The organism is Enterobacter sp. A8 (assembly GCF_004296595.1).
In the GTDB taxonomy this organism is placed as follows: Bacteria; Pseudomonadota; Gammaproteobacteria; order Enterobacterales; family Enterobacteriaceae; genus Enterobacter; species Enterobacter cloacae.
The window spans coordinates 1,662,088-1,674,742 of record NZ_SCMF01000001.1 but is presented as its reverse complement, the minus strand read 5'-3'; the positions used below and the strand labels follow the sequence as shown (position 1 = coordinate 1,674,742).

Sequence of the window (12,655 nt, the reverse complement as noted above, 5' to 3'; positions counted from 1 at the left end):
CACAGAGGCGTGTATGGAAAAAACAGCAGCGCTCGCCAGCCATATTTTGCAGGGGATCGGCGGAGAGAAGAACATTCAGCGTCTGGAAAACTGCATGACGCGTGTGCGCGTCGAGGTGCATGACGACGACCAGCTTGATATCGCGCACCTTAAGCAGCTTCCTGGCGTCAGGGGTACGTAAAGCAGGGGCAGCAGCATCAGCTGATCGTCGGGCCGGGAAAAGCGGCGCAGGTCGTTGATGCCATGCGCGCATTGATGGGCGGAGGGGCGGCCGTGCCGGTTGACGATGCCGAGCGCACCAAAGCGCAGGCAAAGGCCAAATACAAAGCCCCCATGAGCGATGCGCTGCGACAGCTGGCAAACGTCTTTATTCCACTTATTCCGGCGTTTATTGCCTCCGGGTTGATCACCGGGATCATCAATATCCTCAAGCGGCCGGATATTGTCGGCGATTTTGCCACGCACTATCCGAACCTGCTCGGCATTCTGGGGATCTTTGGTAGCGCTGTCTTCGCCATCATGAACATTCTGGTTGGGGTTAACACCGCCAAAGTGTTTGGCGGCTCAATGGCGATGGGCGGGGTGATGGCCGGTATTCTCTCCAGCCCGCAGCTTGCGCAGATAACCCTGTTTGGCGAGGCTCTCCAGCCCGGGCGCGGCGGGGTGATTGCGGTGCTGCTGGTGGTCATCCTGATGTGCTGGATTGAGAAAAAGCTGCGCGCCGCTCTGCCCGGTTCCATTGAGCTGATCCTCAATCCGCTGCTGACCACGCTTATCACCGGCTGTGTGGCGATTGTGGCCCTGCAGCCGCTGGGCTGCTGGATCTCTGAGGTGATTGCCCACGGCGCTTCTCTGGCTATCGATCGCGGCGGGTTATTAGTGGGCGCTGTGCTGTCAGGGACCTTCCTGCCGCTGGTGCTGACCGGGCTGCATCAGGGGCTGGTGCCGATCCACGTCGAGCTGGTGCAGGCTCATGGTTATAACGCGCTGCTGCCCATTCTGTCGATGGCGGGGGTAGGTCAGGTTGGTGCGGCGATTGCCGTGCTGATGAAAACCCGTAACGCGCGCCTGAAAAAAGTGATTAAAGGGGCGCTACCGGTCGGATTGCTGGGTATTGGCGAGCCGCTGATTTTTGGTGTCACGCTGCCGCTCGGTAAGCCTTTCCTCGCGGCCTGTCTGGGCGGGGCGGTGGGCGGGGCGCTTATCAGCTACTGGAAAGTTGCCACCGTTATCACCTTTGGTCTCTCCGGTTTACCGCTGGCGCTCACCATCGTGACCGGAAAAGTCATGCTCTATCTGTTAGGCTATCTGGTAGCGGTGATCGCCGGGTTCCTGTTTACCTGGCTGGCAGGATTCAACGACCCAGAGGAGTAAGGTTTGGCTAATCACGAGCGTCGTGTTGTCTTTTTCGACCTGGATGGAACGCTGCATCAGCAGGATATGTTCGGTACGTTTATGCGCTACCTGCTGCGGCGTCAGCCCCTGAACGCACTGCTCGTCTTACCTTTGTTACCCGTGATTGGCCTTGCGCTGCTGGTGAAAGGCCGGGCAGCGCGCTGGCCAATGAGCTTGCTGCTCTGGGGCTGTACCTTTGGCCACAGTGAAGCCCGGCTCAAACAGCTTGAGCAAGACTTTGCGCACTGGTTTCGCGATCATGTGACGGCGTTTCCGGTTGTGCAGGCACGGCTGACCAGCTACCTCGATGCGAACGACGCCGATATCTGGTTGATTACCGGCTCGCCGCAGTCGCTGGTAGAGCAGGTCTATTTTGATACGCCGTGGTTGCCGAGAGTGAACCTGATCGCCACGCAGCTCTCTCGTGGTTACGGCGGGTGGGTATTGAGCATGCGCTGTCTGGGGCATGAAAAGGTGGCCCAGCTGGAGATGCGCATTGGCACGCCGCTGCGCCTGTACAGCGGTTACAGTGACAGTAAGCAGGACAACCCGCTGCTCTATTTTTGCCAGCACCGCTGGCGCGTCACGCCTGCGGGTGAACTTCAGCAACTCGAATAGTTTTATCCATAGCGGGTGTGTATAATGCCGCCCGCTTTTCGACTGGAGTATCAACCGTTGTCCAACCCTGAATTCTCACACGAATACTGGATGCGCCATGCGCTCACCCTTGCCCGGCGCGCCTGGGACGAGGGAGAAGTGCCCGTGGGTGCGGTGCTTGTCCATAACAACCAGGTGATTGGAGAAGGGTGGAACCGCCCGATTGGTCGCCACGATCCTACCGCTCACGCAGAAATCATGGCGCTTCGTCAGGGTGGGCTGGTACTGCAAAACTACCGTCTGCTCGACACCACGCTGTATGTCACGCTTGAGCCATGCGTCATGTGTTCCGGCGCGATGGTGCACAGCCGTATCGGTACGCTGGTCTTTGGCGCGCGGGATGAAAAAACGGGTGCTGCGGGCTCGCTGATGGACGTGCTTGGACACCCGGGAATGAACCATCAGGTGAAGACTATCGGTGGGGTGCTTGCACCAGAGTGTTCGGGGCTATTAAGTGATTTTTTTCGAATGCGCCGTCAGCAGAAAAAGCAACAAAAGGCAGAATTGAAGTCGTCGGGCGATTAATTTCGTCCGGTGCCACAACCGGATAGCTTTGCGCCAGCTGTTTCGCCTCTGTCGCCTCTTTTTCCTTCTCCAGCAGATACCCCACCAGGCTAATCTGATATTTACGAATATTTTCCACGTAGGCATAAGCCTCATGCCCGCGCGCATAGCCGTAGGTGAGCTTGTTGTACCACGGCTTCTGGCTCAGGAGCGGCAGACGCTGTTTTACGTCAGACCAGCTGTCGGGGTTGCCTTTTGTTTTTGCCGTCAGGGCCCGGGCGTCGAGCATGTGGGCATAGCCCATGTTGTAGGCGGCCAGCGCGAACCAGATACGCTCCTCTTCTGGCACTGTCTCGGGCACTTTGGCCATCATATCCTGCAGGTAGCGCGCGCCGCCGCTGATGCTCTGTTCCGCATCGGTACGGTCGGTCAGCCCGAGGCTCTGCGCGGTATTTTTAGTCAGCATCATCAGGCCGCGCACGCCGGTGGGGGAGGTGGCCTGGGTGTCCCAGTGGGACTCCTGATACGAGATAGCCGCCAGCAGTTTCCAGTCAATCTCCTGCGCATATTTTTCGAACAGAGGCTGCAGGTCAGGCAGGACGCTGTCTACCGCGCGCAGGAAGATGCGGGTGTCAACGTAGTCAAAGTCATCACCATGGCCGAGGTACTTCTCTTCCAGGCGTGCCAGGGTACCGTCTTCATTAATGGTGTTATAAAAATCGAGCATGGCCGCAGAGAGGGTCTGATCGTCATCAAGATGAGTAAACCAGGTCACGGGCTGTTCGTCCGTCACGTCCAGCGCCACGGCGATTTCAGGATGCACCCGCTGGAACAGGCTGATCGCCACGGAGTCGGCGATGGTGTAAGGCAGTTTCTGATCTTTGACCTGGTCCAGCAGCTCCGTCGTGCCGAGTTTAGGGTCGACGGTCCAGCTCAGGTCAGGGTATTTCTTCTCCTTCAGCTCACGCAGATCGTCAATCACCACATGGCCCGGGGCAATCGTCAGCTGTTGAGCGTTGATCGTGGCCAGCGTACGCGGGCGCAGGCTACCGACGCGATAGACCAGCTGCTGTGAAACGGAGTAATAGGTCGGGCCCGGCTGGTAATTCTTGCTGCGCTCGCTGTTGTACACCAGCCCGGCGGCGAGGATATCGGCATCGTTGTTATCCAGGTCATCAAACAACTGGCTGATGTTCTGGCGTACGGTGATTTTGAGCTTCACGCCGAGGTAATCGGCAAACTGCTGAGCCAGCTCATAATCCAGACCGATGGTTTTGCCGTTGATGTCGCTGTAAATCAGCGGAGAGTTAAGCGTACTGACACGCAGCTCCCCCCGCTCCTGAATGGCGGCGATACGGTTTTCGGCTTTGCCGAACCAGGGGATGGAAGGCCAGAGGGCCACTGCCAACAGCAACGTTACAATGCCGATGAGCAGATAATTAATCTTTAATTTTTTCAATTAGTTAATTCTCTGCGACGCCGGTTGCCTTAGTATGCTGTAGCCATGTTAAAAATAAGGTTTGCCATTGATTGAGCGGCATTTTGCGTAAAGTTACGCCACTTGGCAACAAATTAGAGAGAGAGGTCACATCTATTGTTAAACGATGCCGTCGATTTTATTTCGACGCAAACGGTTTCGTCGACGCTCAGGATTCTCTATAATGACGCCCGTTTTCCCCCCTTGCGCACACTGTAAGCGCCCCGGCGCTTCGAAGACGAGAGACTTATGATGGAAATTCTGCGTGGTTCGCCTGCACTGTCTGCCTTCCGTATTAACAAACTGCTGGCACGTTTTCAGGCAGCCGACCTTCCGGTAAGCAATATTTACGCTGAGTATGTCCATTTTGCTGACCTGAATGCCCCCCTGAATGCAGAGGAGCGCGTACAGCTGGAACGCCTGCTCAAGTATGGCCCAAGTCTGAGCAGCCATACCCCAACTGGTAAACTGATCCTTGCGACGCCTCGTCCAGGCACCATCTCCCCCTGGTCTTCCAAAGCGACTGACATCGCTCACAACTGTGGTCTGAACCAGATTAACCGTCTGGAACGTGGCGTGGCGTATTACGTTGAAGCCTCCACCCTGAGCGACGCCCAATGGCAGGCGGTGGCCGCAGAGCTGCATGACCGCATGATGGAGAGCGTATTTGCTTCTCTGGATGATGCGCAGAAACTTTTCTCCCACCATCAGCCTGCGCCAGTACAGAGCGTGGATTTGCTGGGGCAGGGCCGTCAGGCGCTGATTGACGCTAACCTGCGTCTCGGCCTGGCACTGGCAGAAGATGAGATTGACTACCTGCAGGATGCGTTCGTTAAGCTGAACCGCAACCCGAACGACATCGAACTCTATATGTTCGCGCAGGCTAACTCTGAGCACTGCCGCCACAAGATTTTCAACGCCGACTGGATTATTGACGGCGAACAGCAGCCGAAGTCGCTGTTCAAAATGATCAAAAACACCATGGAGAAAACCCCTGACCATGTGCTGTCTGCCTATAAAGACAACGCCGCGGTGATGGAAGGTTCCGAGGTGGGCCGCTTCTTCGCCGATCGCGAAGCGGGACGTTATGACTTCCATCAGGAGCCGGCGCATATCCTGATGAAGGTGGAAACTCACAACCACCCGACGGCGATCTCTCCGTGGCCGGGTGCGGCGACCGGTTCCGGCGGTGAAATCCGTGACGAAGGGGCGACGGGCCGTGGTGCGAAACCAAAAGCGGGCCTGGTCGGTTTCTCTGTTTCCAACCTGCGTATCCCGGGCTTTGAACAGCCGTGGGAAGAAGATTTCGGCAAGCCAGAGCGCATCGTGACCGCGCTGGACATCATGACCGAAGGTCCACTGGGCGGCGCGGCATTCAACAACGAATTTGGTCGTCCGGCACTGAACGGTTACTTCCGTACCTATGAAGAGAAAGTGGACAGCCACAACGGCGAAGAGCTGCGCGGCTACCACAAACCGATCATGCTGGCGGGCGGGATCGGTAACATTCGCGCCGATCACGTGCAGAAAGGTGAGATCGTCGTCGGTGCGAAGCTGATCGTCCTCGGTGGACCGGCGATGAACATCGGTCTGGGCGGTGGTGCGGCCTCTTCAATGACATCCGGTCAGTCTGACGCCGATCTCGACTTTGCCTCCGTTCAGCGTGACAACCCGGAAATGGAGCGTCGTTGCCAGGAAGTGATCGACCGCTGCTGGCAGCTGGGTGATGCAAACCCAATCCTCTTTATTCACGACGTTGGCGCGGGCGGCCTGTCCAACGCCATGCCGGAGCTGGTGAGTGACGGTGGTCGCGGTGGTCGTTTCAACCTGCGCGACATTCTGAGCGATGAGCCGGGCATGAGCCCGCTGGAGATCTGGTGTAACGAATCTCAGGAGCGTTATGTGCTGGCCGTCGCAGCCGATCAACTGCCGCTGTTTGACGAGCTGTGCCGCCGCGAGCGCGCGCCGTACGCGGTAATCGGTGAAGCGACCGAAGAGAAACACCTGACCCTGAGCGATACCCATTTCGACAACCAGCCAATCGACCTGCCGCTGGACGTGCTGCTCGGCAAAACGCCGAAGATGACCCGCGACGTGCAGACCCGCAAAGCGGCGGGCAACGCGCTGGATCGTCAGGGCATTACCGTAGCAGACGCGGTGAATCGCGTGCTGCACCTGCCTGCAGTGGCGGAGAAAACCTTCCTGGTCACCATCGGCGACCGTACCGTGACCGGTATGGTCTCGCGCGATCAGATGGTGGGGCCATGGCAGATCCCGGTGGCGAACTGCGCCGTGACCACCGCGAGCCTCGACAGCTACTACGGTGAAGCGATGGCGCTGGGCGAACGTACCCCGGTAGCGCTGCTGGACTTCGCGGCCTCTGCTCGTCTGGCCGTCGGTGAAGCACTGACCAACATCGCCGCGACCCAGATTGGCGATATCAAACGTATCAAATTGTCCGCGAACTGGATGGCCGCTGCCGGTCACCCGGGCGAAGACGCGGGCCTGTATGAAGCTGTGAAAGCGGTGGGTGAAGAGCTCTGTCCTGCGCTCGGCCTGACCATTCCAGTGGGTAAAGACTCCATGTCGATGAAAACCCGCTGGCAGGAAGGCAACGAGCAGCGCGAAATGACTTCGCCGCTGTCGCTGATCATCTCCGCGTTTGCCCGTGTGGAAGACGTGCGCCATACCGTGACCCCACAGCTCTCGACCGAAGACAACGCCCTGCTGCTGATTGACCTGGGTAAAGGTCACAACGCGCTGGGTGCCACCGCGCTGGCACAGGTTTACCGTCAGCTGGGTGATAAACCGGCTGACGTGCGAGATGTGGCACAGTTAAAAGGCTTCTACGATGCCATTCAGGCGCTGGTGGCGCAGCGTAAACTGCTGGCCTACCACGACCGTTCCGACGGCGGCCTGCTGGTGACCCTGGCGGAGATGGCCTTCACCGGACATTGCGGTGTTGAAGCGAACATCGCGACGCTTGGCGAAGATCGTCTGGCGGCACTGTTTAACGAAGAACTCGGCGCGGTGATTCAGGTACGCGCGGCCGATCGTGACGCGGTTGAAGCCCTGCTGGCTCAATACGGCCTGGCAGACTGCGTACACTACCTGGGTAAAGCCGTTCAGGGTGACCGTTTCGTCATTGAAGCGGATGGCCATGCGGTGTTCAGCGAAAGCCGCACCACGCTGCGTATGTGGTGGGCAGAAACCACCTGGCAGATGCAGCGCCTGCGTGATAACCCGGACTGTGCCGATCAGGAACACAACGCCAAGGCCAACGACAACGATCCTGGCCTGAACGTGAAGCTCTCCTTCGACATCAACGAAGACATCGCTGCACCGTACATTGCGACCGGCGCGCGTCCGAAAGTCGCCGTGCTGCGTGAGCAGGGCGTCAACTCCCACGTTGAGATGGCTGCGGCCTTCCACCGTGCGGGCTTTGATGCCATCGACGTTCATATGAGTGACCTGCTGGCAGGTCGCACCGGTCTGGAAGATTTCCATGCGCTGGTGGCGTGCGGCGGTTTCTCCTACGGTGACGTGCTGGGTGCCGGTGAAGGCTGGGCGAAGTCCATTCTCTTCAACAACCGCGTGCGCGATGAGTTCGAAAGCTTCTTCCATCGTCCGCAAACCCTGGCGCTTGGCGTGTGTAACGGCTGCCAGATGATGTCTAACCTGCGCGAGCTGATCCCGGGCAGTGAAGCGTGGCCACGCTTTGTGCGTAACCAGTCCGACCGCTTTGAAGCACGTTTCAGCCTGGTCGAAGTGACTCAAAGCCCGTCTCTGCTGCTGCAGGGAATGGTAGGGTCGCAGATGCCAATCGCCGTTTCTCACGGTGAAGGTCAGGTAGAAGTGCGTGATGCTGCCCATCTGGCTCAGCTTGAGAGCAAAGGCCTGGTGGCGCTGCGCTTTGTTGATAACTTCGGCAAGGTGACGGAAACCTATCCGGCTAACCCGAACGGCTCGGTGAACGGGATCACGGCGGTCACCAGCGAAAGTGGCCGTGCGACCATCATGATGCCACACCCTGAGCGCGTGTTCCGCACCGTGAGCAACTCCTGGCACCCGGAAAACTGGGGTGAGGACAGCCCGTGGATGCGTATCTTCCGCAACGCACGTAAACAGTTGGGTTAATCGATATTGCCCTTTAAAGCCCGGTACGCGAAAGCGCTACCGGGCTTTTTTATGTGTGTCGCAATTTCGCGACAGACCCGTCATGCCACTGTCTCCAAAAGGAGACATTTAACTCATTGATTTATATATGGCAGGGGCGATTCCCGTTAAGGTGTTGCTGATTAGCGACACTTAGCCTGGAAATCATTCAGCGAGCAATTAACGGTGGAAACCCATAAATTATATAAATATCAATGCGATAATATATTTATTTGCATTCTGGCACATCTATTGCATAATATTAATCAGTGGCTCATTCACCTTCTTATGTCAGCCCCTTCGGGACGTGCTACATAAACTTCGAATGACGCACAAAAAGGTGCCTGCCGTCCAACTACTGATCATAGCGTTGCTTTATCAGGACAGGGCGAAACGTCGAGTTAGGCACCGCCTCATTCCATGACAAAGCCGGGTTTTTACCCGGCTTTGTTGTATCTGAAGGGCAGACTCAGTTACGCTCTCCTCAAACCCATTCAAAGAGAGTAATGCGTTGAAACGCTGGCCCGTTTTCCCCCGTTCCCTGCGTCAACTCGTAATGATGGCCTTTTTGCTGATCCTGCTGCCTTTACTGATCCTGGCCTGGCAGGCGTGGCAAAGCCTGAACGCGCTCAGTGCTCAGGCGGCACTGACTAACCGCACGACGCTTATTGACGCCAGACGCAGTGAGGCGATGACCAATGCCGCGCTGGAGATGGAGCGTAGCTATCGTCAGTATTGCGTGCTTGACGATCGCACGCTGGAAAAGGTCTACCAGAATCAGCGTAAACGCTATAGCGAGATGCTGGATGCGCATGCCGGCGTGTTGCCGGACGATAAGCTCTACCAGGCATTACGTCAGGATTTGAACGATCTGGCCCAGTTGCAGTGTAAGAACAGTGGACCTGATGCCGCCGCAGCCGCGCGCCTTGAAGCCTTTGCCAATGCCAATGCTGAGATGGTGCAGTCTACCCGTGCGGTGATTTTCTCTCGCGGTCAGCAACTGCAGCAGGAGATTGCCGAACGCGGTCAGTTCTTTGGCTGGCAGGCGCTGGTGCTGTTCCTGGTCAGCCTCGCGCTGGTGTTACTTTTTACCCGAATGATCATCGGCCCGGTGAAGGGCATCCAGCGGATGATCAATCGTCTGGGAGAGGGGAAATCACTGGGCGATACGGTGGCCTTTAAAGGCCCGCGCGAGTTGCGTTCCGTGGGGCAGCGGATTATCTGGCTTTCGGAGCGCCTGTCGTGGCTGGAATCCCAGCGTCATCAGTTTTTACGTCATATTTCCCACGAGCTTAAAACGCCGCTGGCCAGCATGCGCGAAGGCACGGAATTGCTGGCAGACGAAGTGGCGGGGCCGCTGACGGTGGAGCAGAAAGAGATTGTTGAGATCCTCGACGCCAGCAGCCGCAATCTGCAGAAATTAATTGAGCAACTGCTCGATTACAACCGCAAGCTGGCGGATGGAGCGGTCGTCCTCGAAAATGTCGAGATTGAGCCGCTGGTGGATATGGTGATCTCTGCCCACAGCTTGCCTGCAAGAGCTAAAATGATGCATACCGGGGTGGCGCTTAATGAGCCAACCTGCCTGGCTGAACCAATGTTATTGATGAGCGTTCTGGATAATCTTTATTCCAATGCGGTGCACTATGGTACTGAATCCGGTAACATTTATATCCGAAGCTATACGAATGGTTCACGGGTGTTTATTGATGTCGCCAACACCGGCACCCCGATCCCCGATGACGAAAGAGAGATGATATTTGAACCCTTCTTCCAGGGAAGTCATCAGCGAAAAGGTGCGGTTAAAGGAAGCGGTCTGGGGTTAAGTATCGCCCGGGATTGTATACGACGCATGCAGGGGGAGCTAAACATTGTCACGGATGAACGTTCCGATGTTTGCTTCCGTATCGAACTGCCCCTGAGCCGGAAAAACCAATAAAATGAAGCTATGTCTGGTGAGTATGTCACACGTCTTTTTCCGCGCCATACGCGCGGTGTTTTCCCGTAAAACGTTGCGCCTGAGTCTGCCTTGTTTATTGCTGGCGGGGTGTGTTTCCCATGTGCCAAAAAGTGCCATTAGCGATAAACAGGAAGATAAATGGCCAGAGAATCAGCTGGCAGATTTTCTCTCAACCCGCTGCGACGACATCTGGAACCTGTCGGGGCATGACGTCGAAACCAATCCTCTGTTCTGGCTACGCGGAATAGACTGCGCGCAGCGTCTGGCTCCGGTTGAAGCCCGCTCAAAAGCGGCGATGCTGGACGACGATACCTGGCAGGACGCCTTCAAGCGCGGAATATTGCTTGGGGATGCCAAAATTACCCCTGTCGAACGACGCACGAACGTCACGCGGCTCGACACCTTTGTGGCATATCTTCCCGCTCAGGTACGCCCTGTTTATCAGCTCTGGCGCGATGGGCAGACATTACAACTTCAGCTGTCTGAAGAGCGCTCCCGTTACAGCAAGCTGCAACAGTCAACCGACAGCGAGCTGGATACCCTGCGTCAACAGCAACAACATTTGCGTACGCAACTGGATACCACGACCCGTAAGCTGGAGAACCTGACCGATATCGAAAGACAGCTCTCGTCGCGTAAATATCAGCCTGGGAGTTCATCCGCTGTACCGGACAGCGATACACCGAAACAAGAGGATGTGAAGCATGACGAGCCGTAAACCTGCCCATCTCCTGCTGGTGGATGACGATCCTGGTTTGCTCAAGTTGTTGGGAATGCGTCTGGTTAGTGAAGGCTACAGCGTCGTGACGGCTGAAAGCGGGCTGGAGGGGCTCAAAATTCTCGCCCGGGAGAAAATTGACCTGGTGATAAGCGACCTGCGGATGGATGAAATGGATGGCCTGCAGTTGTTCGCGGAGATCCAAAAGCAGCAGCCGGGCATGCCGGTGATTATCCTGACGGCGCACGGCTCGATCCCGGATGCCGTCGCGGCGACACAGCAGGGGGTTTTCAGCTTCCTGACCAAGCCGGTGGACAAAGACGCGCTGTATAAGGCCATCGACAGTGCGCTGGAACATGCTGCCCCGTCGAGCGATGAGGCGTGGCGGGAGCCGATTGTCACGCGTAGCCCCATCATGCTGCGTCTGCTGGAACAGGCCCGGATGGTGGCGCAGTCTGACGTCAGCGTCCTGATTAACGGGCAGAGCGGCACCGGGAAAGAGATCCTGGCGCAGGCCATCCATAATGCCAGCCCGCGCAGCAAAAACGCCTTTATTGCCATTAACTGCGGCGCACTGCCGGAACAACTGCTCGAATCTGAACTCTTCGGCCACGCCCGCGGTGCGTTCACCGGTGCAGTCAGCAGCCGGGAAGGCCTATTCCAGGCGGCGGAAGGCGGTACGCTTTTCCTGGACGAGATTGGCGACATGCCTGCACCGCTGCAGGTCAAATTACTGCGCGTGCTGCAGGAGCGAAAAGTGCGCCCGTTGGGCAGCAACCGCGATATCGACATTAACGTGCGCATCATCTCCGCCACGCACCGTGATTTACCAAAGGTAATGGCGCGCAATGAGTTTCGTGAAGATCTTTACTACCGCCTGAACGTCGTGAACCTGAAAATTCCGGCGCTGGCCGAACGTGCGGAAGATATCCCTTTGCTGGCGAATCACCTGTTGCGCCAGTCTGCGGATCGCCACAAACCGTTTGTGCGGGCGTTTTCCACCGATGCGATGAAGCGGCTGATGGCCGCAAGCTGGCCGGGAAACGTGCGCCAGCTGGTCAACGTGATAGAGCAGTGCGTGGCGCTGACGTCGTCACCTGTCATCAGTGACGCGCTGGTGGAGCAGGCGCTGGAAGGCGAGAACACGGCACTGCCAACGTTTGCCGAAGCGCGTAACCAGTTCGAGCTAAACTATCTGCGTAAGCTGTTGCAGATCACTAAAGGTAACGTGACCCACGCGGCACGCATGGCCGGACGCAACCGCACCGAGTTCTATAAGCTGCTGTCACGCCATGAACTGGAAGCCAACGATTTTAAAGAGTAGTACCGCAAACTTCGAATGAATATGATACTGTGAGCAATCGATTACGACGCAGCTTACAGGCAAGAGTTTAAGGACCCACCATGAAAAAGATTGATGCGATTATTAAACCTTTCAAACTGGATGATGTACGTGAAGCGCTGGCGGAAGTGGGCATCACCGGTATGACCGTGACCGAAGTGAAAGGTTTTGGTCGTCAGAAGGGCCACACCGAGCTTTACCGTGGTGCAGAGTACATGGTGGACTTTCTGCCGAAAGTGAAAATTGAAATCGTGGTAAGCGACGATATTGTCGATACCTGTGTGGATACCATTATCCGTACGGCGCAAACGGGTAAAATTGGCGACGGTAAAATCTTCGTCTTTGACGTGGCGCGCGTCATCCGTATCCGTACCGGCGAAGAAGACGACGCCGCGATTTAACATTGTCAGCGGTTTTGCAGGCCGGGTCAGGCGTAGCCGCCACCCG

Annotated in this window: 8 protein-coding genes and 1 pseudogene; 8 read left to right on the top strand and 1 reads right to left on the bottom strand. The window is 56.9% G+C overall.

Annotation, left to right across the window (positions count from 1 at the left end; genetic code table 11):
• Positions 1-13 precede the first annotated feature (13 nt).
• From EQV24_RS07840 to tadA, 3 genes and pseudogenes are all read left to right on the top strand, one after another.
• Positions 14-1,374: pseudogene (locus tag EQV24_RS07840) on the top strand (PTS transporter subunit EIIC).
• A 3-nt stretch (positions 1,375-1,377) separates the two neighbouring features.
• The gene (gene yfhb / locus EQV24_RS07835) at positions 1,378-2,013 is read left to right on the top strand and encodes a phosphatidylglycerophosphatase C (protein WP_130626390.1); all 636 of its coding nucleotides are present in this window, start codon (positions 1,378-1,380) and stop codon (positions 2,011-2,013) included.
• Between the two features lie 24 nt (positions 2,014-2,037).
• Complete coding sequence (gene tadA / locus EQV24_RS07830; protein WP_038420406.1) at positions 2,038-2,577, top strand: tRNA adenosine(34) deaminase TadA; 540 nt, start codon at positions 2,038-2,040, stop codon at positions 2,575-2,577.
• Here the strand turns inward: tadA and mltF are convergent.
• On the bottom strand, positions 2,465-4,015 hold the full coding sequence (gene mltF, locus EQV24_RS07825) for a membrane-bound lytic murein transglycosylase MltF (RefSeq protein ID WP_130626389.1): 1,551 nt from the start codon (positions 4,013-4,015) through the stop codon (positions 2,465-2,467). The genes tadA and mltF overlap by 113 nt on opposite strands.
• A gap of 267 nt (positions 4,016-4,282) precedes the next feature.
• Between mltF and purL the strand changes: the two genes are divergently transcribed.
• The 5 genes from purL (at position 4,283) to glnB (ending at position 12,609) form a co-directional block, all read left to right on the top strand.
• Complete coding sequence (gene purL, locus EQV24_RS07815; RefSeq protein WP_130626388.1) at positions 4,283-8,170, top strand: phosphoribosylformylglycinamidine synthase; 3,888 nt, start codon at positions 4,283-4,285, stop codon at positions 8,168-8,170.
• Positions 8,171-8,699: 529 nt separating this feature from the next.
• Complete coding sequence (qseE, locus tag EQV24_RS07810; RefSeq protein WP_023620113.1) at positions 8,700-10,127, top strand: two component system sensor histidine kinase QseE/GlrK; 1,428 nt, start codon at positions 8,700-8,702, stop codon at positions 10,125-10,127.
• A 1-nt stretch (position 10,128) separates the two neighbouring features.
• Positions 10,129-10,866: a two-component system QseEF-associated lipoprotein QseG gene (gene qseG / locus EQV24_RS07805; protein WP_038985697.1), complete on the top strand. Its 738-nt coding sequence runs from the start codon at positions 10,129-10,131 to the stop codon at positions 10,864-10,866.
• Positions 10,853-12,190 carry a two-component system response regulator GlrR gene (gene glrR, locus EQV24_RS07800; RefSeq protein ID WP_013098304.1) on the top strand — a complete coding sequence of 446 codons (1,338 nt, stop codon included), beginning with the start codon at positions 10,853-10,855 and terminating at the stop codon, positions 12,188-12,190. The genes qseG and glrR overlap by 14 nt, the downstream gene beginning before the upstream one ends.
• Before the next feature lie 80 nt (positions 12,191-12,270).
• Positions 12,271-12,609: a nitrogen regulatory protein P-II gene (glnB, locus tag EQV24_RS07795; protein WP_003860685.1), complete on the top strand. Its 339-nt coding sequence runs from the start codon at positions 12,271-12,273 to the stop codon at positions 12,607-12,609.
• Positions 12,610-12,655 lie beyond the last annotated feature (46 nt).